Source organism: Pseudomonas sp. NPDC088368 (genome assembly GCF_044753445.1).
Lineage (GTDB): Bacteria > Pseudomonadota > Gammaproteobacteria > Pseudomonadales > Pseudomonadaceae > Aquipseudomonas > Aquipseudomonas bambusae.
Genome location: NZ_JBIVNG010000007.1, coordinates 24,958 through 51,114 on the forward strand (window position 1 = coordinate 24,958; position 26,157 = coordinate 51,114).

The 26,157-nt window shown below is 59.9% G+C and carries 17 protein-coding genes; 16 read left to right on the forward strand and 1 reads right to left on the reverse strand.

Annotation, left to right across the window (positions count from 1 at the left end):
* Positions 1 to 96 precede the first annotated feature (96 nt).
* Positions 97 to 2,571: a penicillin-binding protein 1A gene (locus tag ACIQAL_RS16380; RefSeq protein WP_401147834.1), complete on the reverse strand. Its 2,475-nt coding sequence runs from the start codon at positions 2,569 to 2,571 to the stop codon at positions 97 to 99.
* 209 nt (positions 2,572 to 2,780) lie between these two features.
* Here ACIQAL_RS16380 and ACIQAL_RS16385 point away from each other — a divergent pair, with 209 nt between their 5' ends.
* The 16 genes from ACIQAL_RS16385 to gspE all read left to right on the forward strand — a co-directional run bounded on the left by ACIQAL_RS16385 (position 2,781) and on the right by gspE (position 26,155).
* The gene (locus tag ACIQAL_RS16385) at positions 2,781 to 3,845 is read left to right on the forward strand and encodes a pilus assembly protein PilM (RefSeq protein WP_166596131.1); all 1,065 of its coding nucleotides are present in this window, start codon (positions 2,781 to 2,783) and stop codon (positions 3,843 to 3,845) included.
* On the forward strand, positions 3,845 to 4,432 hold the full coding sequence (locus ACIQAL_RS16390; protein WP_401147208.1) for a PilN domain-containing protein: 588 nt from the start codon (positions 3,845 to 3,847) through the stop codon (positions 4,430 to 4,432). Before ACIQAL_RS16385 ends, ACIQAL_RS16390 begins: the two co-directional genes overlap by 1 nt.
* Positions 4,429 to 5,076 (forward strand): type 4a pilus biogenesis protein PilO, encoded by a 648-nt coding sequence (pilO, locus tag ACIQAL_RS16395; RefSeq protein WP_401147211.1) that lies wholly within the window; start codon positions 4,429 to 4,431, stop codon positions 5,074 to 5,076. Before ACIQAL_RS16390 ends, pilO begins: the two co-directional genes overlap by 4 nt.
* A complete protein-coding gene (pilP, locus tag ACIQAL_RS16400) occupies positions 5,073 to 5,600 on the forward strand; it encodes a type 4a pilus biogenesis lipoprotein PilP (RefSeq protein WP_166596128.1) in 528 nt (175 codons plus the stop codon). Before pilO ends, pilP begins: the two co-directional genes overlap by 4 nt.
* Before the next feature lie 53 nt (positions 5,601 to 5,653).
* Positions 5,654 to 7,744, forward strand: coding sequence for a type IV pilus secretin PilQ (gene pilQ, locus ACIQAL_RS16405; RefSeq protein ID WP_401147214.1), 2,091 nt, complete (start codon positions 5,654 to 5,656; stop codon positions 7,742 to 7,744).
* Between the two features lie 4 nt (positions 7,745 to 7,748).
* The gene (aroK, locus tag ACIQAL_RS16410; RefSeq protein WP_110950932.1) at positions 7,749 to 8,267 is read left to right on the forward strand and encodes a shikimate kinase AroK; all 519 of its coding nucleotides are present in this window, start codon (positions 7,749 to 7,751) and stop codon (positions 8,265 to 8,267) included.
* Between the two features lie 130 nt (positions 8,268 to 8,397).
* Positions 8,398 to 9,501, forward strand: a complete 1,104-nt coding sequence (gene aroB, locus ACIQAL_RS16415; RefSeq protein WP_401147215.1) for a 3-dehydroquinate synthase — start codon at positions 8,398 to 8,400, stop codon at positions 9,499 to 9,501.
* A gap of 10 nt (positions 9,502 to 9,511) precedes the next feature.
* Positions 9,512 to 11,146, forward strand: coding sequence for an AAA family ATPase (locus tag ACIQAL_RS16420; protein WP_401147217.1), 1,635 nt, complete (start codon positions 9,512 to 9,514; stop codon positions 11,144 to 11,146).
* 357 nt (positions 11,147 to 11,503) lie between these two features.
* The gene (gene gltB, locus ACIQAL_RS16425) at positions 11,504 to 15,949 is read left to right on the forward strand and encodes a glutamate synthase large subunit (protein ID WP_401147219.1); all 4,446 of its coding nucleotides are present in this window, start codon (positions 11,504 to 11,506) and stop codon (positions 15,947 to 15,949) included.
* 117 nt (positions 15,950 to 16,066) lie between these two features.
* Positions 16,067 to 17,485: an FAD-dependent oxidoreductase gene (locus ACIQAL_RS16430; protein ID WP_401147222.1), complete on the forward strand. Its 1,419-nt coding sequence runs from the start codon at positions 16,067 to 16,069 to the stop codon at positions 17,483 to 17,485.
* Between the two features lie 188 nt (positions 17,486 to 17,673).
* Complete coding sequence (locus ACIQAL_RS16435) at positions 17,674 to 19,164, forward strand: amidase family protein (RefSeq protein ID WP_401147224.1); 1,491 nt, start codon at positions 17,674 to 17,676, stop codon at positions 19,162 to 19,164.
* Positions 19,165 to 19,293: 129 nt separating this feature from the next.
* Positions 19,294 to 20,358: a uroporphyrinogen decarboxylase gene (gene hemE / locus ACIQAL_RS16440; protein ID WP_401147225.1), complete on the forward strand. Its 1,065-nt coding sequence runs from the start codon at positions 19,294 to 19,296 to the stop codon at positions 20,356 to 20,358.
* Between the two features lie 357 nt (positions 20,359 to 20,715).
* On the forward strand, positions 20,716 to 22,167 hold the full coding sequence (locus ACIQAL_RS16445; protein WP_401147228.1) for a lytic polysaccharide monooxygenase: 1,452 nt from the start codon (positions 20,716 to 20,718) through the stop codon (positions 22,165 to 22,167).
* Positions 22,168 to 22,284: 117 nt separating this feature from the next.
* Entirely contained in the window at positions 22,285 to 22,797 is a 513-nt protein-coding gene (locus tag ACIQAL_RS16450; protein WP_401147230.1) for a protein XcpP, read from the forward strand.
* Positions 22,794 to 24,692, forward strand: a complete 1,899-nt coding sequence (gene gspD, locus ACIQAL_RS16455; RefSeq protein WP_401147232.1) for a type II secretion system secretin GspD — start codon at positions 22,794 to 22,796, stop codon at positions 24,690 to 24,692. The genes ACIQAL_RS16450 and gspD overlap by 4 nt, the downstream gene beginning before the upstream one ends.
* Positions 24,689 to 26,155, forward strand: a complete 1,467-nt coding sequence (gspE, locus tag ACIQAL_RS16460) for a type II secretion system ATPase GspE (RefSeq protein ID WP_401147235.1) — start codon at positions 24,689 to 24,691, stop codon at positions 26,153 to 26,155. The genes gspD and gspE overlap by 4 nt, the downstream gene beginning before the upstream one ends.
* The last annotated feature ends 2 nt before the right edge of the window (positions 26,156 to 26,157 follow it).

The following is a 26,157-nucleotide window of genomic DNA, read 5'->3' on the forward strand; positions in this document are numbered from 1 at the left end:
CAGCTTCGAGCTGTAAGCTTCAAGCTTCAAGCTTCAAGTAAGAGCGTGCGCGGTGCGGCTTTTACTTGCGGCTTGCAGCTTATAGCTTGCTGCTACTTAGAACAGGTCGATCGGCGCCGACTCGTCGGCTGGCAACGGGCTGCCCGGTGCGGGGCCGCCGTTCAATTCGTTCACGCTCGGTGGAGTGTCTTCGCTTTTGAACAGTTCGAAGAACGCGCCTGCCGTGCTGGGTGTGGCGGAGCGACCGCTCACCGGGTCGATGCGCAGGCTGAGGATGCCATCGGGCTCTGCCTGAACGTGCGGCGGCTTGTCCTTGAGCGCTGCACTCATGTAGCTCATCCAGATCGGCAACGCGACAGTGCCGCCGAATTCGTGACGGCCCAGGCTTTCAGGCTGGTCGAAGCCGGTCCACACCGTGGTCACGTAATCGCCGTTGTAACCGGAGAACCAGGCGTCTTTCGAGTCGTTGGTCGTACCGGTCTTGCCCGCGATGTCCGGGCGGTTCATCGACAACGCACGGCGACCGGTACCGCGCTTGATCACGTCCTGCAGCATGCTATTGAGGATGTAGGTCGTCCGGCCATCGACAATGCGCGGGGCCACTGCCGGGGTCGGTGGTGCGCCACTGGTGTCGAGTGCATTGGGTACGGTGTTCGCGGTCAGTGCTGGCGTTTCAGGCGCCGCGTAGGTCGTGGCATTGCTGACCATGGCCTCGTTGACGGCTTTCGGGTTCGGGTCGTTGGCCGGGACCGTCGGCGGATTGGCGACGAACAGCGTCTTGCCTTCGCGGTCTTCGATCTTATCGATCAGGTACGGGCTGACCTTGTATCCGCCGTTGGCGAAAGTGCTCCAGCCGCTGACGATTTCCATCGGGGTCAAGGTTGCCGTGCCGAGGGCCAGCGACAGGTTAGGCGGCAGGTCCTGCTTGTTGAAGCCAAAACGGGTGATGTAGTTGATCGCAGTGTTCACGCCCAGGCTTTGCAGCAGTCGGATCGACACAAGGTTACGCGACTTGTACAACGCCTCACGCAACCGGATCGGGCCGAGGAAGGTGCCGGTGTCGTTCTTCGGACGCCAGACCTTGTCCACCGCTTCATCAACAAACACGATCGGCGCGTCGTTGACCAGGCTGGCGGCGGTGTAGCCGTTGTCCAGTGCGGCGGAGTACAGGAACGGCTTGAAGCTCGAACCTGGCTGACGCTTGGCTTGCATCGCACGGTTGTAATTGCTCTGCTCAAACGCGAAACCACCCACCAAAGCACGGATTGCGCCGTTATGCGGGTCCAGCGACACCAAGGCGCTTTGCGCCTGCGGGATCTGGCTGAATTTGAGCGAATTGTCGGGTTGCCGTTGCACACGCACCAGGTCGCCGACGTGGGCGACGTCCGAGGGCTGTTTCGGGTTCGCGCCGACGCTGTTGGTGTTCAGGAACGCCTTCGCCCATTTCATGCTGTCCCAGGCGACGGTTTCTTCTTTCTCGCCGTTGCGGGTCAGGACGTGAATGCCGGTCTTGTCGACCTGGCTGACGATGGCTGGTTCGAGGCCACTGATCGGGCGCTGCTTGGTCAGCTCCTGTACCCAGCCGTCGCGGGTCAGGCCGGGGAAACGGCTTTCCGGACCACGATAGCCATGACGCTGGTCGTATTCGATCAGGCCATCCTGCACGGCTTTATTAGCGTCTTCCTGAAGATTGCTCGGAACAGTAGTGGTGACGCGGAAGCCTTCTGTGTAGGCTTCGCTGCCGTAACGGCCGACCATCTCGGCGCGGGCCATCTCGGCGATGTACGGCGCGTTCACTTCAGGGCTCTGAACGTGATAGCTGGCGTTGATCGGCTCGGCCAGGGCGACCTGATAGGTGTTCTGATCGATTTTGCCGAGCTTGAACATGCGGCCCAGAATCCAGTCGCGACGCTCTTTGGCGCGCACCGGGTTGGCCAGTGGGTTGAATCGTGACGGTGCCTTGGGCAGACCGGCGATCATTGCCATCTGCGCGACGCTCAGGTCACGAATGGATTTGCCGTAATAAACCTGTGCTGCGGCCTCGATACCGTAAGCCCTGTTGCCCAGGTAGATCTTGTTGACGTAAAGCTCGAGAATCTCGTCCTTCGTAAGTTGGCGCTCGATTTGCAAGGCCAAGAGAATCTCGGTGGTTTTGCGCGAAAAACTGCGCTCGCTTGTCAGGAAGTAGTTCTTCGCAACCTGCATGGTGATGGTCGAGCCGCCGGACTGAATGTGACCGCTCTTGACCAGTTGGCTGGCGGCGCGCATCAGGCTGCTGGGGTCAACGCCGTAGTGGTTGGCGAAGTTGTCGTCTTCGGCGGACAGCAAGGCGTGGATGAAATTGGGTGGAATGTCGGCGAAACGGATCGGGGAGCGGCGCATTTCGCCAAACTCTGCAATCAGCTTGCCGTCGCTGCTGAAGACGCGCAGCGGGATTTGCAGCTGAATGTTGCGCAGGGCGTCGACCGAAGGGAGGTTCGGAGACAGGTAAAGGAAGGCACCGCTCAAGCCGAGCAGCAGCCCGCAGACGACAGCGACGATGGACCACCAGAAAAACTTCAGCAGGCGTATCAAGGCTTTTGGATTTCCAGAAAAAAGAATGGGTTAAGCGCAGGCATTTACAAATGAACACGCCTTGAAGCTTTGCTACACGAAAAAAACGCTGGGCATTATAAGCATTTTTCGTCGCCGAGCGTTATTTGCGCTACTGTCAAGGCTGCCGACAGTGGTGTTGGACAAAAAAATATCCGTAAGTGACGGAAACGCATAGGGAATCGGTTGTGTTCGAACTCTTCAGTAAGAAGGCCAATACCCTTCTAGGGATCGATATTAGCTCCACCTCGGTGAAACTCCTTGAACTGAGTCGTTCCGGCACCCGCTACAAGGTCGAGTCTTACGCGGTCGAGCCACTGCCTGCCAACGCGGTGGTGGAAAAAAACATTGCCGAACTGGAAGGGGTCGGCAATGCGTTGACGCGGGTGTTGGTAAAGGCCAAGACAAACGTCAAAATCGCGGCGGTTGCAGTGGCGGGTTCGGCGGTCATTACCAAGACCATCGAGATGGATGCCGGTCTTTCCGACGACGAGATGGAAAACCAGCTCAAGATCGAAGCCGACCAATACATCCCCTATCCGCTTGAAGAAGTCGCTATCGATTTCGAGGTGCAAGGCTATTCGGCACGCAATCCTGAGCGTGTCGATGTGCTGCTCGCTGCCTGCCGCAAGGAAAACGTCGAAGTCCGCGAAGCCGCGTTGGCGCTGGCTAACTTGACCGCGCGCGTGGTCGATGTTGAAGCCTACGCGCTGGAACGCTCCTTCGGCCTGTTGTCCGCTCAGTTGGGTCAGGATCACGAACAACTGACCGTCGCAGTCATCGACATCGGCGCCACCATGACCACCCTCAGCGTGCTGCACAACGGCCGCATCATTTATACCCGCGAGCAACTGTTTGGCGGGCGTCAGCTCACCGAAGAAATTCAGCGCCGTTACGGCCTGTCCCTCGGCGAGGCCGGGCTTGCGAAGAAGCAGGGCGGCTTGCCGGACGACTACACGCTGGAAGTGCTGCAGCCGTTCAAGGACGCCGTGGTTCAGCAGGTTTCCCGCTCCTTGCAGTTCTTCTTCGCCGCCGGTCAGTACAACCGTGTCGACTACATCATGCTGGCAGGCGGGACGGCATCCATTGCCGGACTGGACCGTCTGATCCAGGAACGCCTGGGCACCCCGACCATGGTCGCCAACCCTTTTGCCGACATGGCGCTCAGCGCCAAGGTGAACGCGGGCGCGCTGGCGAGTGACGCCCCGGCCTTGATGATCGCGTGCGGTCTGGCGTTGAGGAGCTTCGATTAATGGCACGGATCAACTTACTTCCCTGGCGGGAACAGCTGCGCGAAGAGCGCAAGAAGCGCTTTCTGCTTTCCTTGGCCGGCGTATTGGTAACCGGTGTCGGCGCCATTTTCCTGGCTGATCAATATTTGAGCAGTGCGATCAGTCATCAAAACGCGCGCAACCAGTTCATCAAGACCGAAATCGTCCAGCTCGATGCGAAAATCAAAGAGATCAGCGAGCTGAAGGCTCGTCGCAAGCAGCTGCTGGAGCGGATGAAGATCATTCAGGACTTGCAAGGCAACCGGCCGATCATTGGCCGCGTCTTCGATCAACTGGCGCGCACGTTGCCGGACGGGGTGTATTTCAACGAAGTGAAAATGACGGACAAGTTGATCAGTATTTCCGGCGCGGCTGAATCCAACAACCGTGTCTCGGACCTGTTGCGTAACCTTGAAGCGTCCGATTGGCTGGAGTCGCCGAGTCTGACTGAAGTGAAGGCGAACAGCGCGGCGGGGTCGGCTGATCAGTCCAATGCCTTCCAATTGACAGTGCGTCAGACGCAACCTCCTGCTGAGCCCACCACTCCGGCGAAGGGGGCCAAGCCATGAACATGAATGAATGGCTGGACAGCCTGCGCAAGATCGACATCAACGATCTGGACATCAATAACCTCGGTTCCTGGCCCGCAGCGGTCAAGACCATCGCGGGCGGCCTGTTGCTCGTGCTGGTGCTGGCCGGTGGCTACTTTTTCTACATTCAAGACATGCAGACCCAGCTGGACCAGGCACGCAATGACGAGACCGCGTTGAGAGAGCAGTTCTCCAACAAGGCTTATCAAGCGGCCAACCTGCCGGCTTACAAGTCGCAGATGGTCGACATGGAGAACACTTTCGGCGCGCTGCTGCGGCAACTGCCCAGCGACACCGAGGTGCCGGGCCTGCTGGAAGACATCACCCGCACCGGCCTGGGCAGCGGTCTGGAGTTCGAAGAGATCAAGCTTCTGCCTGAAGCGGCCCAGCAGTTCTACATCGAGCTGCCGATACAGATCACAGTCACTGGCGCTTATCACGATCTCGCCACCTTCGTCAGCGGCGTGGCCAGCCTGCCGCGGATCGTGACGCTGCATGATTTCGAAATCAAACCGGTGGACCCCAAGTCTCCTGGAAAATTGCGCATGAGCATTCTCGCCAAGACCTATCGCTATAACGACAAGGGACTTCAGAACATCGACAACAAGGGGCCCGCGAAATGAGGGCCGTGCATTGGTTGTGCCTCGGCGCTGCGCTGATGGGGTTGGCAGGTTGCGACAGTTCCAGTGATTTCGACGACTTGAAGCAGTTCATGGCCGAGGTCCGCGCTCGGCCGGTGGGCAATATCGAGCCGATGCCGAAGTTTCGGCCTTATGAAGCGTTCACCTACGCGGCTGCCAGTTTGCGCAGCCCGTTCCAGCCGCCGATCAAGGTCGATCTGATCGCCCGGCAGAAAGGCACGCATCTGGTCCAGCCGGATCCGACGCGGGTCAAGCAGTTCCTGGAAGGCTTCAACATCGACGGCTTTGAAATGGTCGGCACGTTGAGCAACGAAACCGGTACGTTCGCGTTGCTGCGTGGCGCGGGCGGGGTTCATCGGGTCAAGGTGGGCGATTATCTGGGCCGCAACGATGGCCGGATCGTCTCGATCACCGACTCCGAAGTGCAGGTGATCGAAATCGTGCCTGATGGAGAGGGGGCGTGGCTTGAGCGGCCCCGCAGCATATCCCTGAAAGAACGCTCATGAAGACGGCAAGCAAGCGAAACACCTTCGGATCTGCACAGTGGTGGAATGTGAACATGACTAGGATTCTTTCGATTATCGGCGTGTCGCTATGGATGGCGATGCTTTCACCGATTCTCCAGGCGGCCAACCTCAAGACGCTCGATGTCGCCGCATTGCCGGGGGATCGGGTCGAGTTGAAACTGTCCTTCGACGGCCCTGTGGCCGCCCCGCGCGGCTACACCACCGAGCAACCGGCGCGCATTGCGCTGGATTTGCCCGGCGTGACCAGCCAACTGGCGATCAAGAGCCGGGACCTGGGATCGGGTAACGCCCACAGTGTCGTGGTGGTCGAAGCCAAGGATCGCACCCGTGTGATCATCAACCTGACCACGCTCGCGCCCTATAGCTCCCGCGTGGATGGCAACAACCTGTTCGTCGTCGTCGGGCAGGGTGCCGCCGCCGCGCAAGGTTCACAGCCAAGTACCGCCCAAGGCGCGCCGCGCGTGAGCGTGCCTCCTGCAACGGCCAGCGCCGCGCAAGCCAAACCGGCCCCTCGCTCCTTTGCGCCGGGTCCGCGTTCGATCAAGAACGTCGATTTCCAGCGCGGCGAACTGGGTGAAGGCAACGTCGTGATCGAGCTGAGCGATGCAGGTATTGCGCCGGACATTCAGGAGCAGGGCGGCAAGATTCGTGTGGATTTCGCCAAGACTCAACTGCCTGATCCGCTACGCGTACGCCTCGACGTGAAGGATTTCGCCACGCCGGTCCAGTTCGTCAACTCAAGCGTGAGCGGCGACAAGGCGAGTATCTCTATCGAGCCGTCCGGTGCGTTCGATTACTCGGCCTATCAAACCGAAAACAAGCTGACCATCAGCGTGCGTCCGTTGACCAACGAAGACGTCGCCCGTCGCAATGCCGACAAGCTGGTCTACACCGGCGAGAAACTGTCGCTGAACTTCCAGGACATTGACGTGCGCTCGGTGCTGCAATTGATCGCCGACTTCACCAATCTCAATCTGGTGGCCAGTGACACCGTTCAAGGCGGCATCACCCTGCGTCTGCAAAACGTGCCGTGGGACCAGGCGCTTGACCTGGTGCTCAAGACCAAAGGCCTGGACAAGCGCAAGATCGGCAACGTGTTGCTGGTCGCGCCTGCTGACGAAATTGCCGCTCGTGAACGTCAGGAGCTGGAATCGCTGAAGCAGATTGCCGAGCTGGCACCACTGCGTCGCGAACTGCTGCAAGTGAACTATGCCAAGGCTGCGGACATCGCCAAGCTGTTCCAGTCGGTGACCAGCGCTGAGTCGAAGACCGACGAGCGCGGTTCGATCACCGTCGATGAGCGGACCAACAACATCATCGCCTATCAAACGCAGGACCGGCTCGATGAGCTGCGCCGTATCGTCTCGCAGCTGGACATTCCTGTGCGTCAGGTGATGATCGAGGCGCGCATCGTCGAAGCCAACGTCGACTACGACAAGGCGCTGGGTGTGCGTTGGGGTGGTTCAACCACGGGTGGCAAATACACCACGGGCGGCAATGGCACGGTGACGGGCGCTGGTAACACCAATGGCCCATACGTGGACTTGGGGGTGGCCAACCCAACGTCGTCGATTGGTCTGGGCTTCCTGACCAACAACACGATTCTCGACCTTGAACTGACCGCCATGGAAAAAACCGGTAACGGTGAGGTGGTGTCGCAACCCAAGGTCGTCACTTCGGACAAGGAAACCGCGAAAATTCTGAAGGGTACGGAAGTGCCGTATCAGGAAGCGAGCTCCAGCGGTGCGACGTCGGTGTCGTTCAAAGAGGCGTCGTTGTCCCTGGAGGTGACCCCGCAGATCACCCCGGACAACCGCATCATCATGGAAGTGAAGGTGACCAAGGACGAACCTGACTACGTCAACACCGTGTTGGGCGTACCGCCGATCAAGAAAAACGAAGTCAATGCCAAGGTGCTGGTGGCCGACGGCGAAACCATCGTGATTGGTGGCGTGTTCTCCAATACACAGAATAAAGTCGTCGATAAGGTGCCATTTTTGGGCGATGTGCCGTATGTTGGCCGCCTTTTCCGGCGGGATGTTGTCTCGGAGAAAAAATCCGAGCTGTTGGTGTTCCTCACTCCGCGTATCATGAACAACCAGGCGATTGCTGTGAGTCGTTGATTCTGTGCGAAATTTAATACTTGTGGGACCGATGGGGGCTGGCAAAAGCACCATCGGTCGTCTGCTGGCCAAAGAGCTTCGACTGCCGTTCAAGGATTCCGACAAGGAAATCGAACTGCGAACGGGCGCCAATATCCCGTGGATCTTCGACAAGGAAGGTGAAGCGGGCTTTCGAGATCGCGAACAAGCCATGATTGCCGAGCTGTGCGCCTTTGATGGCGTGGTGCTTGCGACCGGTGGCGGCGCGGTCATGCGTGAAGAAAACCGTCGAGCCCTGCACGCGGGTGGGCGGGTGGTCTATCTGCACGCTTCCGTGGAACAGCAAGTCGGCCGCACGTCCCGTGATCGCAATCGGCCGCTTCTGCGCACCGCAGACCCGGCACGTGTGTTGCGCGAGCTATTGGCCATCCGCGATCCGTTCTATCGGGAGATCGCCGACGTCATTATCGAAACCGATGAGCGGCCTCCACGCATGGTGGTGCTTGACATCCTTGCCCTGTTGGCCGAGCTTCCTCCCCGTTAAAGCGCAGGCGGAAATGCGCTATCCTCGGCGACCATAAAAAGCAGGGTCGCCAAAAGGCCTTGCGCCATGGTCCGTATCGATGCGCTGGCGTCGAACAGGCATCCAATTGTTATAAAGAGTGTGGGGATACATGCAGACACTTAAGGTCGAGCTTGGCGAGCGGAGCTACCCGATTCACATTGGCGAAGGCTTGTTGGATCAACCTGAACTGCTCACGCCGTACATCGCAGGCAAACAGGTCGCGATCGTTTCCAACAGTACCGTCGCGCCGCTCTACATCGAGCGCCTGACCAAGACGCTGGCCGGTTACAACGTGCTGCCTATCGTGTTGCCCGATGGCGAAGCCTTCAAGAACTGGGAAACCCTGCAGCTCATCTTCGACGCCCTCCTGACCGCACGTCATGACCGCCGCACCACCGTGATTGCACTCGGTGGCGGTGTGATTGGTGACATGGCCGGTTTTGCCGCCGCGTGCTATCAGCGGGGCGTGGACTTCATCCAGGTGCCGACTACGCTGCTGTCGCAGGTCGATTCGTCCGTGGGCGGCAAGACCGGCATCAACCATCCGCTGGGCAAAAACATGGTTGGCGCGTTCTATCAGCCGAACGCCGTGCTGATCGACACCCTCTCGCTGAACACCCTGCCTGAACGCGAGCTGTCTGCCGGGCTTGCCGAGGTCATCAAATACGGTCTGATATGTGACGAGCCGTTCCTGACATGGCTCGAAGAGAATATGGACAAGCTGCGTGGTCTGGATCAGGCCACGTTGACCACCGCCATCGAGCGCTCCTGTGCGGCCAAGGCTGCTGTGGTCGGTGCCGATGAGCGAGAGTCGGGCGTGCGCGCCACGTTGAATCTGGGCCACACCTTCGGCCATGCCATCGAAACCCAAATGGGTTACGGCGTCTGGTTGCACGGTGAGGCGGTGGCAGCCGGTACGGTCATGGCGCTGGAGATGTCCTCGCGCCTGGGCTGGATCAGCGAACAGGAGCGGGATCGTGGTATCCGTCTGTTTCAGCGCGCCGGTTTGCCCGTGGTGCCCCCTGAAGACATGACGCCTAAGCATTTCCTTGAGCACATGGCGGTGGACAAGAAGGTGATCGATGGTCGTTTGCGCCTGGTGCTGTTGCGCCGGATGGGCGAAGCAGTGGTGACCGACGAATATCCAAGAGAAGTACTACAGGCCACACTGGTCGCGGACTACCGCGCCTTGGTGGATCAGCTTAGAGGTTAATGAGAAATCCATGACTAGCTTGCACGCCGATGAGGCCTTTCTCGGTCACTACCAATTGAGTCATGACCCCTTTGCCACTCGGGTCCCCGGCTTCAAGTTTTTCCCGGCCCAGCGCAAGCCCGTGCTGGGTCAACTGCACCACCTGGCCCGCTACAGCCAGTTGCTGCTGTTGGTTACCGGCCCACACGGCAGCGGCAAGACACTGCTGCGTCAGGCGCTGGTCGCCAGCACTAACAAACAGTCCGTGCAGAGCGTTGTGGTGTCCGCCCGTGGCGCCGGTGATGCGTCGGGCGTACTGCGTCAGGTGGCTCAGGCGCTGAACGTTGCTCAGCCAGAAATGCAGTCCATCCTGTCGCAGGTCGTGCAGTTGGGCCTGACCGGTCAGGAAGTCTACGTGTTGGTAGACGATGCCGAACAACTGGGCGAATCCGCACTCGAAGCGTTGTTGGGATTGGCGGCAGGCACCCCTGAGGGGCGTCCGCACGTCTTCCTGTTCGGCGAGGCTTCGATCATCGATCGTCTGGATCAGCTGTGCGCCGAGAGCGGTTCGGAAGAAGAGCGTTTTCACGTCATCGAGCTGGCACCGTACACCGAAGAAGAAACCCGTGAGTATCTGGCTCAACGCCTCGAAGGCGCCGGTCAAGGCATTGAAGTGTTCAGTGCCGAGCAGATCACCGATATTCACGAACAGTCCAATGGATGGCCGGGCGCGATCAACCAGGTCGCGCGCGATTCGATGATCGAAGCCATGATCGCCAGCCGCTCTGCGGTCAAGCGTCCAAGTATGGGGTTCAAGATGCCTAAGAAACACGTGTTGGCTTTGGGTGGGGTTGTGGTCGCGGCAGTGCTCGCGGCGTGGTTGATTCCAGGGCGCAACACCGCGCCAACGGCTCCGGCCAACTCCCAGGCACAACTGCCGCTGGGCCAAGGCAAAGCGCCTGCTCAGCAATCGAACAACGGTGGCCCGGCCATTGAGTTCGCCGGTAATTCGCAACCGATGCCGCTACCGTTGGTCGGTAACTCGCAGCCAGTGATGCGCGGTCCTTTGGCCGAAGCCGCGGGGTCAGGCGAAGGTGATGGCGAAGACGGTGGCCCTGCCGCCAATCAATCGTTGCAGCCGCCGACTGTGACCACGACCGCTCCGCCGGCCGGTGCTGCGGCGGGCCCAGCGCCACAGATGGCGCAAACCCAGGTCCCGACGCCACGTCCTGCGCCGGCACCTGCCGCCAAGCCGACACCGGCTCCTGCGCCCGCTGCCAAGCCCGCTCCAGCGCCTGCGCAGGTCGCGACGGCCAAGCCAGCGCCCAAACCAGCCGAGAAGCCAGCAGCGCCTGCCGCTGCCGCGCCAGCTTCTGCAGGTGGCACGTGGTACGCCGGTCAGGCACCGACGCATTTCGTCGTGCAAATCCTCGGTACCAGCTCCGAAGCCACGGCCCAGAGCTACGTGAAAGAGCAGGGCGCCGAGTACCGTTACTTCAAGAAAACCCTGCAAGGCAAGCCGTTGTACGTGGTCACCTACGGCAGTTTTGCCGACCGCAATGCAGCACTCGCCGCTATCAAGAACTTGCCAGCGAAGGTTCAGGCTGGTAAACCTTGGCCTCGCACTGTCGGCAGTATCCAACAGGAACTCGCCGCAGCCCGCTGAAGACGCAGCGACCTTATCCGGGTCGCTCGCTTGGCTCCCCAATTTCAACGCATGAGCGTGCTGACAATGAGCAGCGCGCCTTGCGGTGTCTGCGTCTCAGGCACGCATTGAACTTTGGGCTCTCTTTGGTCAGACTCGCAACAAAGCTCTGGCTAGCATGAGAATCGATAAAAACCTTTCACGAATGCGACATGAATTTGCGACATTTCGTCGCTAAATTTGTGAGGCTTTGTGTCGGTGTGTACAATGACCTCCCTTTTGCTCCCGCAAAGCCGGCGTACGTTCGGCGTGGACGGTAAATGGCTGAATTGAAAAGAAATTTGTCTCGATAAGAGGCAGCCTGGTGAGAATGTGTCTATGAAAGCAGGTCTGTACCAACCAGAAGAATTCAAGGATAACTGCGGCTTCGGCTTGATTGCCCATATGCAGGGCGAGCCCAGTCATCATCTGTTGCAGACGGCGATTGAAGCCCTGACCTGCATGACCCACCGTGGTGGGATCAACGCCGACGGCAAGACCGGTGACGGTTGCGGTCTGTTGATTCAAAAACCCGACACGTTCCTGCGTGCCGTGGCTCACGAGCACTTCGGTGTCGAGCTGCCGCGCCAGTATTGCGTGGGCATGGTGTTCCTCAACCAGAATGACGCCAAGGCCGAAGCGGCTCGCGAGAACATGAACCGCGAAATCCTCGCGGCCGGTCTGACCCTCGTGGGTTGGCGTCAGGTGCCGATCGACACCAGCGTCCTCGGCCGTCTGGCGCTGGAGCGTTTGCCGAAAATCGAGCAGGTGTTCATCGGCGGTGAAGGCCTGAGCGATCAAGAATTCGCGATCAAGCTGTTCACTGCGCGTCGCCGCTCGTCGGTCTCCAACGCCGCCGACACTGACCACTACATCTGCAGCTTCTCGCACAAGACCATCATCTATAAAGGCTTGATGATGCCGCGTGACCTCACGGCATTCTATCCAGACCTCAACGACGAACGCCTGCAAACCGCGATCTGCGTGTTCCACCAGCGCTTCTCGACCAACACCCTGCCGAAATGGCCGCTGGCTCAGCCATTCCGCTTCCTCGCCCACAACGGCGAGATCAACACCATCACCGGTAACCGCAACTGGGCTCAGGCCCGTCGCACCAAGTTCACCAACGATCTGATGGACCTCGACGAGTTGGGCCCACTGGTCAACCGTGTCGGTTCCGACTCTTCAAGCATGGACAACATGCTGGAGCTGATGGTTACCGGCGGGATCGACCTGTTCCGTGGCGTGCGCATGCTCGTGCCGCCAGCGTGGCAGAACGTCGAGACCATGGACCCGGATCTGCGTGCCTTCTACGAATTCAACTCCATGCACATGGAGCCGTGGGACGGCCCGGCCGGTATCGTGATGACCGAAGGTCGCCACGCAGTCTGCCTGCTCGACCGTAACGGTTTGCGCCCGGCACGTTGGGTCACCACCAAGAACGGCTACATCACCCTCGCGTCGGAAATCGGCGTGTGGAACTACACCCCCGAAGACGTCATCGCCAAGGGCCGTGTCGGCCCGGGGCAGATCTTCGCCGTGGACACCGAAACCGGCCAGATCCTCGACACCGACGCCATCGACAGCCGTCTGAAGTCGCGCCACCCGTACAAGCAATGGCTGCGCAAGAACGCGCTGCGCATTCAGGCGACGCTGGAAGACCACGACCACGGTTCGGCGTTCTACAACCCGGATCAGCTCAAGCAGTACATGAAAATGTTCCAGGTCACGTTCGAAGAGCGTGATCAGGTGCTGCGTCCGCTGGGCGAGCAGGGCCAGGAAGCCGTGGGTTCCATGGGCGACGACACGCCAATGGCCGTGCTGTCCCGCCGTGTTCGCACGCCGTACGACTATTTCCGTCAGCAGTTCGCGCAGGTCACCAACCCGCCGATCGACCCGCTGCGTGAAGCCATCGTCATGTCGCTGGAAGTCTGCCTCGGTGCCGAGCGCAACATCTTCCAGGAATCGCCTGAACATGCGTCCCGCGTGATCCTCAGCTCGCCGGTCATTTCCCCGGCCAAGTGGCGCTCACTGATGAACCTGGATCGCCCAGGGTTCGACCGCGCCATCATCGACCTGAACTACGACGAAGCCACCGGCCTTGAAGCCGCTGTGCGTAACGTCGCTGATCAGGCGGAAGAAGCTGTGCGCGCCGGTCGCACCCAGATCGTTCTGAGCGACCGCCACATTGCCCCCGGCAAACTGCCGATCCACGCCTCGCTGGCCACCGGTGCGGTGCACCACCGCCTGACCGAAAAAGGCCTGCGCTGCGACAGCAACATCCTGGTTGAAACCGCGACAGCCCGCGATCCGCACCACTTTGCCGTGCTGATCGGGTTCGGTGCGTCGGCGGTGTACCCGTTCCTGGCGTACGAAGTGCTGGGCGATCTGATCCGCACTGGCGAAGTGCTGGGCGACCTGTACGAAGTCTTCAAGAACTACCGCAAAGGCATCACCAAGGGCCTGCTCAAGATCCTGTCGAAGATGGGCATCTCGACCATCGCCTCGTATCGTGGCGCGCAACTGTTCGAAGCCATCGGCCTGTCCGAGGAAGTCTGCGACCTGAGTTTCCGTGGCGTCCCAAGCCGCATCAAAGGCGCACGTTTCGTTGACATCGAAGACGAGCAAAAAGCGTTGGCGGGCGAGGCCTGGAGTCCGCGCAAGCCGATCCAGCAAGGTGGCCTGCTGAAGTTCGTCTACGGCGGCGAATACCACGCCTACAACCCTGATGTCGTGGCGACGTTGCAAGCCGCGGTGCAGCAAGGCGACTACAGCAAATTCAAGGAATACACCGCGCTGGTGGACAACCGTCCGGTGTCGATGATCCGCGACCTGTTCAAGGTCAAGGAACTCGACACACCGCTGTCGATTGACGACATCGAGCCGCTGGAAGCGATCCTCAAACGTTTCGACTCGGCGGGCATCTCGCTGGGCGCACTGTCGCCTGAGGCTCACGAAGCGCTGGCCGAGGCGATGAACCGTCTGGGCGCACGCTCCAACTCCGGCGAAGGCGGCGAAGACCCTGCGCGCTACGGCACCATCCGCAGCTCCAAGATCAAGCAGATCGCGACGGGGCGTTTCGGGGTTACGCCTGAGTACCTGGTCAACGCTGACGTGTTGCAGATCAAAGTCGCGCAAGGCGCCAAGCCGGGCGAGGGCGGTCAACTGCCAGGCGGCAAGGTCAACGGTCTGATCGCCAAACTGCGTTATGCGGTTCCCGGCGTGACCCTGATTTCGCCGCCGCCGCACCACGACATTTACTCGATCGAAGATTTGTCGCAGCTGATTTTTGACCTCAAGCAGGTCAACCCGTCGGCGCTGGTCTCGGTCAAGCTGGTGGCAGAAGCGGGCGTTGGAACCATCGCCGCCGGTGTGGCCAAGGCTTACGCCGACCTGATCACCATTTCCGGCTACGACGGCGGCACCGGTGCATCGCCGCTGTCGTCGATCAAATACGCGGGCGCTCCGTGGGAAATCGGCCTGGCCGAAACCCACCAGACCCTGCGCGGCAACGACCTGCGCGGCAAAGTCCGGGTGCAGACCGACGGTGGTCTGAAAACCGGTCTGGACGTGATCAAGGCCGCCATTCTGGGCGCCGAGAGCTTCGGCTTCGGTACGGCGCCGATGATCGCGCTGGGCTGCAAATACCTGCGTATCTGCCACCTGAACAACTGCGCCACCGGCGTCGCGACTCAGAACGACAAGCTACGCAAGGATCACTACATCGGCACCGTCGACATGGTGATCAACTTCTTCACCTACGTGGCTGAAGAAACCCGCGAGTGGCTGGCCAAGTTGGGCGTGCGTTCGCTGGAAGAGCTGATCGGCCGTACCGATTTGCTGGACATCCTGCCGGGCGAAACCGCCAAGCAGCAGCATCTGGACCTGACGCCGTTGCTGGGCAGCGACCACATTCCGGCGGACAAGCCTCAGTTCAGCCTCGTGGACCGCAACCCGCCGTTCGACAAGGGCCTGCTGGCCGAGAAAATGGTGGAGCTGGCCAAATCCGCCATCGAGTCCAAAGCCGGTGGCGAGTACGAGCTCGACATCTGCAACTGCGACCGTTCCATCGGTGCGCGGATTTCCGGTGAAATCGCCAAGTTGCACGGCAACCAGGGCATGAAAGACGCCCCGGTGACCTTCCGCTTCAAGGGCACTGCCGGTCAGAGCTTCGGCGTGTGGAACGCCGGTGGCCTGAACATGTACCTGGAAGGCGACGCCAACGACTACGTCGGCAAAGGCATGACCGCTGGCAAACTGGTGATCGTGCCGCCGAAAGGCAGTCCGTTCAAAACCCAGGACAGCGCCATCATCGGCAACACCTGCTTGTACGGCGCTACCGGTGGCAAGCTGTTTGCAGCGGGTACGGCAGGCGAGCGTTTCGCCGTGCGTAACTCGGGTGCCCACACCGTTGTGGAAGGCACGGGCGATCACTGCTGCGAGTACATGACCGGCGGTTTCGTCTGCGTTCTCGGCAAGACCGGCTACAACTTCGGCTCTGGCATGACCGGCGGTTTCGCCTACGTGCTCGACCAGGACAACACCTTCGTTGACCGGGTCAACCACGAACTGGTCGAGATTCAGCGCATCAGCGGTGAAGCGATGGAAGCCTATCGCAGCCACCTGGAGCGCGTGCTCGCCGAATACGTGACCGAGACCGATAGTGAGTGGGGCCGTAATCTCTGGGAAAACCTGGATGACTACCTGCGCCGCTTCTGGCTGGTGAAGCCTAAGGCCGCCAACCTCAAATCGTTGCTGTCGAGTACACGCGCTAACCCGCAATAAAGCAGCTGCAAGCGGCGAGCTACAAGCCGCAAGCTAAATGCAGTGCGCGAGTGCCTGCGAAATATGATTCTTGCAGCTTGAAGCTTAGAGCTTGAAGCTGCCGCGAAGAGGCTCAAAATGGCTGAACGTCTGAGTAATGACTTCCAGTTCATCGATGTCGGGCGCAAAGATCCGAAGAAGAAACTGTTGCGTCAACGCAAGAAAGAGTTCGTGGAAATCTACGAACCCTTCAAACCCCAGCAATCGGCCGATCAGGCCCACCGCTGCCTGGGTTGCGGCAACCCGTACTGCGAATGGAAATGCCCTGTGCATAACTTCATTCCCAACTGGCTGAAGCTGGTGTCCGAGGGCAACATCCTCGCGGCCGCCGAGCTGTCGCACCAGACCAACACCCTGCCGGAAGTGTGCGGCCGCGTGTGCCCGCAGGACCGTCTGTGTGAAGGGGCCTGCACCCTGAACGACGGTTTCGGCGCGGTCACCATCGGTTCGGTCGAGAAGTACATCACCGACACCGCGTTCGCCATGGGCTGGCGTCCTGACATGTCCCGCGTGGTGCCGACCGGCAAGCGCGTGGCAATCATTGGTGCGGGCCCGGCCGGTCTGGGCTGTGCCGACGTGCTCGTGCGTGGCGGCGTGACGCCGGTGGTGTTCGACAAGAACCCGGAAATCGGTGGTCTGCTGACCTTCGGTATCCCTGAGTTCAAGCTTGAAAAAAGCGTGCTGAGCCACCGTCGTGAAGTCTTCACCGGCATGGGTATCGAGTTCCGCCTCAATACCGAAATCGGCAAGGACATCACTGTCGAGCAACTGCTGCAGGAATACGATGCCGTGTTCATGGGCATGGGCACCTACACCTACATGAAGGGCGGTTTCCCGGGCGAAGACCTGCCGGGCGTGCATGACGCGCTCGACTTCCTGATCGCCAACGTCAACCGCAATCTGGGCTTTGAAAAATCGCCAGAAGATTTCGTCGACATGAAAGGCAAGAAGGTCGTGGTGCTGGGCGGTGGTGACACCGCGATGGACTGCAACCGCACCTCGATCCGTCAGGGTGCCAAGGCTGTAACGTGCGCTTACCGTCGTGACGAAGAAAACATGCCGGGCTCGCGTAAGGAAGTGAAGAACGCCAAGGAAGAAGGCGTGAAGTTCCTCTACAACCGCCAGCCAATCGCCATCGTGGGTGAGGACAAGGTCGAAGGCGTCAAAGTCGTCGAAACCCGTCTGGGCGAGCCTGATGCGCGCGGCCGTCGCAGCCCTGAGCCGATTCCGGGCTCCGAAGAAATCATCCCGGCCGACGCCGTGGTCATCGCTTTCGGCTTCCGTCCAAGCCCGGCGCCGTGGTTCGAGCAGCACAGCATCGAGATCGACAGCCAGGGCCGCGTCGTGGCGCCGGAGCAGGGCAAGTTCAAGCACCAGACCAGCAACCCGAAAATCTTCGCAGGTGGCGACATGGTGCGCGGTTCCGACCTCGTCGTGACCGCGATCTTCGAAGGCCGTAATGCGGCTGAAGGGATTCTGGACTATCTGGGGGTCTGACCTTTCATACGCTGAACTGAGCGGTTTCACCGGATAGGCGACGGCGTGCGGAAAGCGCGCCGTCGCCTTTTTCTCATTGAGGCGCGCATAAACCTTTCCTAGTCTGAAGGTACCAACTGGGAGCTTCGGCTCGCGGTGGGCGTATCACTTGTCGCTCAGGAAGAGCGCGATCAGAAAAGGAATTCAGGATGAACACGCTTATTACTCTACTGGCGACTGCCAGCGCTCTTGCATTGTCGCTTCCGACCTGGTCGGAGGATCTGTACGACGGTCCGCATTTCCAGTCTCACATCCCTGCGCACGAAACCGATTTTGAATCTCTCGCTCAATTGCAGCAGCGCCTGGAAGCCCAGGAACTGACCGCCACAGAGTTGGTGAGCCGTCACGTAGCACGCATTCAAGCCCTCAATACTCAAGGGCCTCAACTGAGGGCCGTCATCGAGGTTAATCGGGATGCGTTTTCTATCGCCGCGCAGAGGGATGACGAGCGGGTCGGAGATGCCATAAGAGGCCCGTTGCATGGCATCCCGGTACTGATCAAAGACAACATCAACTCGGGCGATCAGATGCAAACCAGCGCCGGCGCCTTGGCTATCACTGGAGACCCCGCGACCAAGGATGCAAAAGCGCTGCAGCGTTTGCGCGAGGCTGGCGCTGTCGTGCTGGGCAAGGCGAACCTCAGTGAGTGGGCGGGACTTCGGGATTTCGCGCTCGCACCGGGCTTCAGTGGTATGGGCGGACAAACCCGCAATCCTCATGGCGAAGGGCTATTCGTCTGTGGATCGAGCTCCGGATCGGCAGCGGGGATAGCGGCAGGCTTTGCTCCGCTTGCTCTGGGAACCGAAACGCTGGGCTCGATCATTTGCCCCGCTTCCGTAAACGGCGTCGTAGGACTGCGCCCGACCTTCGGCCTTGTTTCGGCGGAAGGCGTCATCCCGCTTTCCGCCCGATTCGATACCGTCGGCCCGATGGGCCGCACCGTGCAAGGCGTAGCGACGTTGCTGAATGCTATTCAAGAGCCGGGTGATGACGGCGCTGTCGATTACCTGAGCGGGCTTGAGCCGGGCGCCTTGGCTGGTAAGCGGCTCGGTTACCCCGCACACCGTCAAGACGGGTCGCTCACGCTGGAGCACCCGCTGTTTCAACCCATTGCGGAACGTCTCAACGCGGCAGGAGCCACGCTCGTGGCTGTCGAAATACAACCGGATTCACAAGCACGTTTTCCCGACCTGATTTCGCTGATCCTGGCGGACCTAAAAGCAGGCAGTGCTGAATATCTGAGCACTCGCACTGGCATCGCGCCTCAGAACATGGCTGACGTCGTGGCCTTCAACGAGCAGCATCCTATCCCTGAGGTGGGGCAATCAGGCCTCATCGGTGCAGCAGCGTCCGAGCTGGATGAAGATCAGCGCAATGCACTGGCCGATACGCTGACGACTTGGAGTCGAAGCGCTCTCGGTTCGGCGCTGGACTCCGAAAACCTCGACGCACTGATCGACCTCGCCGAGCCTTTTATCGATTTGGTCACGCTTGGCGCGTTGTCCGGTTATCCGGGACTGACAGTGCCTGCGGTCACGGACGAGTCAGAGATGCCACGTGGCCTCTACATCACGGGACTTGCAGGCAGTGACGCAGCATTGCTGTCGATGGGCTTCGCGTTCGAGCAGTCCGCGAACTGATGTCTCTGTTCCGCATGGCCGGGCGCTGTTGTGCGACAAATCGCCCCCATAGACAAAAGGCACGGTACTTACCGTGCCTTTTGCGTTGGTGTCTGAGAAAATGGCCGCACTTTTTTCCCGGATCCTGCCATGACTGCCCTGAAGAACGACCGTTTCCTTCGCGCCCTGCTCAAGCAACCCGTTGACGTCACGCCGGTATGGATGATGCGTCAGGCCGGTCGCTACCTCCCGGAATACCGCGCCAGCCGCGCCAAGGCCGGGGATTTCATGAGCCTGTGCATGAACCCGGCGTTCGCCTGTGAAGTCACACTGCAACCGCTTGAGCGTTACCCGCTCGACGCCGCGATCCTGTTCTCCGACATCCTCACCGTGCCCGACGCCATGGGCCTTGGCCTGTACTTCGAGACCGGTGAAGGCCCGCGTTTCAAAAAGACCGTCAGTACCCTGGCCGACATTGAAGCGCTGCCGATCCCGGACGCACAGAAGGACCTGGGCTACGTCATGGACGCGGTCAGCACCATCCGCCGCGAGCTGAACGGCCGCGTGCCGCTGATCGGCTTCTCCGGCAGCCCGTGGACCCTCGCGACTTACATGGTCGAAGGGGGCTCGTCCAAAGACTTCCGCAAATCCAAGGCGATGCTCTACGACAACCCGCAAGCCATGCACCTCTTGCTGGACAAGCTGGCCCAGTCAGTCACCGCGTACCTCAACGGCCAGATTCTGGCGGGCGCTCAGGCCGTGCAGATTTTCGACAGCTGGGGCGGCAGCCTCTCGGCAGCGGCGTACCAGGAATTCTCCCTGGCCTACATGCGCAAGATCGTCAGCGGCTTGATCCGCGAACACGACGGTCGAAAAGTCCCGGTGATCCTCTTCACCAAAGGCGGCGGCCTGTGGCTGGAAAGCATCGCCGACGCCGGGGCTGATGCGCTGGGCCTGGACTGGACCTGCGACATCGGCGAAGCCCGCCGTCGCGTTGGCAGCAAAGTCGCTCTGCAAGGCAACATGGACCCCACCGTGCTCTACGCAAACCCCCAGGCCATCCGCCAGGAAGTCGCGAACATCCTCAAAAGCTACGGAAGCGGCACCGGCCACGTCTTCAACCTCGGCCACGGCATCACCCCCGAGGTCGATCCGGCCAATGCAGGCGCCTTCATCAACGCGGTGCATGAGCTGTCGGCGCAATATCACGGCTGATCCCATAACGGCATGCTTTGAAAACGCCCGATTAATATCGGGCGTTTTTGTATCTGCACTCTTCATCTGTGCATGAAGCTTTATCCAAAGTGTTTGGTAATTTAACCTTAACGAATTAACGAAAAGTCGTTCGTGCCAAGGGGAACTCTTCCTACATCCATAAAATTTCTTTTGCGTAGACTTGGTCTGCCCGTCGTCGACCTGCTAAATGGCTTTTCATTTTCTTTTTTGAGTAAGGCGACATGGCATTGGCGCAATAAGTGAATGCGAGAGTTGTGATCAAACCACAGTTGCATTCGGCAGGATGAGACTGTTCCAGGGAAAGTTCTATAAGACTTCAAACAGGATGTATGAGCAATGTCCAGACTTGCAGTTGTATATGCCGGGGTGTCGTCCCTCGCCATCATGATTTCGTTGTTGGCCTCTCAACACGCCGTCGCCCACGGTTATTTGAATGACCCTCCCTCTCGGGCCTTCGTATGCCAGAAGGGACTGAACAAGGACTGTGGTAGCGCTCAATACGAACCTCAAAGCGTTGGCGAAACAGCGAAAGGTTTTCCTGCCACCGGCGTACCTGACGGCAAGATTGCCAGCGGTGCGCTGCCTCAATTCACCGCACTGGATGTCCAGTCGGCCACGCGCTGGCACAAGACCGAAATCAGCGACCGCACAGTCGCCTTCGACTGGTACTACAAAGCGACACACCCGGCGACCAAATACGAATATTTCATTACCCAAAACGGCTGGAATCCCAACGCCTCGCTCACCCGCAACTCATTCGAGTTGACGCCCTTTTGCGTGGTCGATGCGGGCGGCCGCTTGCCAACCGACAAACCGCAGGGCAGCGAAGGCCCGGCACGCGAAAAACATACCTGCCAGATACCCGGTGACCGCAGTGGCCATCACATCATTCTCGGTATCTGGACCGTGGATGACACCCCGGGCGCCTTCCACAACGTGGTAGACGTAGACATCGTTGCAGAGGCCGAAACGCCGGACGGCTGGCGACCTGTCGGCAACATTACCCCACGCGACACCTTGTGGGTAGGCGATCAAGTCAAGGCTCGGGCGTTGACGGGGAGTGGCGAAAGCGCCGAATTCAGCTCGCAGGTGGCCATCACTGATGCGGAAGAGGGCCACCCCGAAAATTGGTCACTCAAACTGGCCCGACACATCAACGAGACCCATACCCTGGTACGTGCCGGTGTGCGCGGCGAGGATGGTGTGATCACGCCGGTCAAGGGTACGAACAACCTCTACGCCAAGCAGGAAAGCGGTGTGAATCGCTACGAATTGCACATGGAACTGGTGGAAGATGCGCACGCTGAACTGGCCATTCAGCCTGTCGAGGGGCATCTTGAACTGGTGAAAGGCCGAGCGACATTGCCGCTCGTGGTGACCGGAAATCGCACGATGAAGGTCGAAGCCACGGTTTTCGACGCTTCCTATAAGGCTGTGGGGTCCACGACCCAAGTGACGGAACCCGGTAGCCCGACGATCAACATCGACCTGCGCAGTGCCCCCGGCAGTCATCAGATCAAACTGATTGGCGTCACGCCGGATGGCCGTACGAGCCGTCAGGCCCTTGGAGACCTGACCTTGTCTGGAGAAGGGGGTGGCCAGGATTACGATGCTGTTTATCCACAGGGCATCGAAACGTATACGGCAGGCACGACGGTTTTGCAGCCAACCGACGGCAATGTTTATGAATGCAAGCCATTTCCGGCCTCGGGCTGGTGTGCTCAAAGTCCGCATCATTTCGGTCCGGGGTCAGGTTCTGACTGGCAAGATGCCTGGATACTTAAATAAGCCGTGACTAACTAATGGCGGTGCCATGGCTCCGCCAGCAGTTTAAAACGTTAATGACATGAAGTTCGGTCAATCCTGTGCTCGTGATTGTGGCGACCACTCTAACGGCAGGCATGTATGAAGTCGCTTGTGCGCTCCCATGGCATCAGCTGTTTGTTTTTTGCCGCCATTATCGGATATGGATATTACCTTGTGCTGAGCGAAAAACAGATTCGGGCAACGTTGGCAGTGACGCCCGTGGCGGTGAATGCTGATCCACCGAGCCACGCGGCGATGAACCCTATAAACACCCATGCATTACTAACGTCCATGGGATTCCTGACGAGCGACAAGCCTAGGCAAAGTACGGAGTCAGCCATCGTGAAGGGCATCTTCATGGCTTCGGACGGCACCTCTGTGGTGCTGCTCTCTGTCGCAGGCCGGGCGCAACGTTATCGTCTCGGGGATCGTTTACCTGGCGGTAGTGTGCTGCGAAAGGTTGAGTCCGGTCGGGTTCTGCTGTCAAACAACGGCCTTGAAACGTTCCTGCCGTTGTCGGCGAATTATCCCAGAACGCTGGTGACGACCGGTGCTCCTTCCTCGGTGCCGATGCATCTCAAGCCGCAGACGGCGATGCCCCCAACACGATGAAGAACCTGTCTGCCACCCCCGGATGGTGCAAATGGCTGCTCTGTAGCATTTTGCTCTTGCCGGGCTTCAACCTTCCGCACGTCGCAGTGGCCAGCGAATCCACCTGGCAGTTGGCCATGAACGACGCCGATTTGCGAGACGTGGTACGGGAAATGTCAGTGATCCTGGGGGCGACCGTCGTTCTCGACCCCCGCGTCCAGGGACGTATCACCGTGATGTCTGAACAGGCGCTGGATCGGGAAGCCGTGCGCCGGCTGTTCTACTCGGTACTGGATGCCCACCACTTCACCGTGATTGATCAGGGTGAGCGCATCCTGATCATCCCGGTCGCCGAAGGAAAGACACGTGCCAGCGGGGCCGACACCCACACTGCCCGGAACGAGCAGTTCGTCACGCAAGTGTTCGCCTTGAATGACAGCAGCGCGGCCGAATTGTCGACGTTGCTGCGCCCGCTGGTTTCCGCCAACGGCTACGTAGGACCCTCCGCGTCAAATAATGCGTTGGTCGTGACCGATACGGCGGGGAATGTGCGACGCGTCAAAGCCATCATCAGCCAGTTGGACACGGGCCAGCACCACGGCCATTCAGTCGTTCAGCTGCAACATGCGCTTGCCGGACCATTGGCCCGCGTCATCGAGCAATCCATGGGCAAGCAAGCGGCCGAAAGTGCGACGCTTGTGATCCCCGATGTTCGTCATAATCGTCTGGTGCTGATGGGGAGTGCAGCAGTGCGACAGCGCCTCAGTGCGTTGACGCGAGCCTTGGACACACCCGCTGCGGCGAGCAGTGACAATGCGAGAGTCATTCGACTCCGTCACAGCGATGCTCAACAACTGGCGGAGGTGCTGGACGGGATCGGACCCGGTCACGCAGGCGAGAGCGGCATTGCGTCGGAGCAGAAAGCGACAGTCAAATCCGACGAGAGCCAAAACGCGTTAGTGATGATCGCCGAGCCTTCGCACCTCCGCACTTTGGAGCAGGTGGTTCAGCAACTTGACCAGCCTCGTGCGCAGGTGCTGATCCATGCGGCAATCATCGAAGTGTCTGGTGACATTGCTAACGCGTTGGGTGTGCAGTGGGGCGCGCAACGGGGGGGCGGGCTGGGGGCAATCAATTTTCCGGGCGCCGGGATTGGTCTTCCCGGGTTGCGATCAGATGATGTGAGTTTGCCGGACGGGGCCTTTCTGCAGGTGGGCAACGACCGGTTCGGTGTGCTCATCAACGCCCTCGCCAGTGATACGCGCAATAACGTCCTCTCCACTCCCAGCCTGCTGACGCTGGACAACCAGGAAGCCGAAATCCTCGTGGGCCAGAACGTGCCGTTCAAGAGCGGCTCCTACCAGACCCCAGGCAGCGGTTCGGAGAATCCCTATACGACGGTGACTCGTCAGGACATCGGGATCAAACTCAAGATCCGGCCGCACATCAACGACGGCGAAACGCTGCGCCTGGAGGTCGAGCAGGAAAACTCGGAAATCGCCGGCTCGGTCGAAGGCCTCAATGATCTGGTCATCAATAAGCGTTCGCTGAAAAGCGCGATTCTCGCCAACGATGGCCAGGTCATCGTCATTGGAGGGCTGATCAAGGACAACGTCCGTACCCGAGAAAGTGGCGTGCCACTTTTGCGCAGCATCCCATGGTTGGGCGGCTTGTTTCGCTGGACCAGCGATACCCGTGAAAAAACCAATCTGATGATCTTCCTGCGACCGACCATCGTCCGTGGCAACGAAGGGCTGACGGCTCTCACTGACGACCGGTATCAGTTGCTGCGCAATCTGGGTGATGGCAAAGGCGATAACTCGCTGCTGGTACCGCGTGATGTGAAGCAACTGTTCGATCACCGACCCGATGCCCCTGTCATTGACGTTCGCAGTGACGCAGGCGGCAGGCCATGACCCTGACCCTACCGTTCGGTTTTGCGCGGCGCCACGGCGTGCTCCATGAAGAGGATCAAGGGGCATCGCGCCTGTCGATTCGGCCCGACACACCGCTTACGGCCTGCGCGGAGGCTCAACGTTTGCTGGGCCCTCGACCGTTGATGTGGCAATTGCTCGACGAGGAGACGTTTGCGGCGACTCTCGCTCGTCTCTACAGCGATGGCCAGAGCGGGGCCGAAGACGTCGCACAGGGGCTGGACGGTCAACTGGATTTGCTGGAAATCGCAGAGCAGCTGCCGCAGACCTCTGACCTGTTGGAGCAAGAGGGCGATGCCCCGATCATTCGCCTGATCAACGCCTTGCTGGCTGAAGCCGTGCGCGAGCAGGCCTCCGATGTGCATCTGGAAACATTCGAGCACAGTCTGTCCGTTCGGATTCGGGTCGACGGGCAGTTACGCGAAGTGCTCAAGCCTCGGCGGGAGCTGGCGAATCTGCTGGTCTCCCGACTCAAGGTCATGGCCAGGCTGGACATCGCTGAAAAACGCGTCCCGCAAGATGGTCGCATGGCTCTGCGTCTGGCGGGGCGGGCAGTCGATGTCCGGGTGTCCACGCTGCCATCGGTTCATGGCGAAAGGGTCGTTCTGCGTTTGCTCGATAAAGGCAAAGGCAGTCTGGACGTGACGCAACTCGGCATGCCGGAGGACACGCGGGCACAATTCGAGCAGATTCTGGCTCGCCCTCACGGGATCTTTTTGGTCACTGGTCCGACGGGCTCAGGCAAAACGACCAGCTTGTACGCGGCGCTGACATGCCTGAACGACCAGACCCGCAACATCCTCACCATCGAGGACCCCGTCGAATACCACCTGCCGGGTGTCGGTCAGACCCCGGTGAACCCCAAGGTCCAGATGACGTTCGCCCAGGGGTTGCGCGCCATTCTTCGACAAGACCCTGATGTGGTGATGGTGGGAGAAATCCGCGACCGGGAAACGTCGCACGTCGCGGTGCAGGCTTCCCTCACTGGGCACCTCGTGCTCTCAACGCTTCACACCAACAGCGCGGTGGGGGCCGTGACGCGGCTACTCGACATGGGCGTCGATGCTTTTCTGCTGGCGTCGTCATTGCTGGGCGTACTGGCTCAGCGACTGCTGCGCACGCTGTGCGATCGGTGCAAGGTTGCCGAAGTGGCGAGCGAGGCAACGTGTGAGCGTTTGCGCGTGGATCGGGATCGCCCGCCTGAGCTGTTCAAGGCCGTGGGCTGCGAGCATTGCCGGCAAGGCTATCGCGGACGCATCGGTATCTATGAGTTGATCACCGTCACGCCTCGGTTGGCAGAAATGATCCACGCAGGCGTCAGCGAAACCGACTTGGCCGCAGAAGCGAGGAAACGCTCACGCAGTCTGTTCGACGACGGACGGCGGCTGGTGCTCGAAGGCCGCACCAGCTTCGAAGAGCTGTTGCGCGTCACGCAGGAGCGTTGAGC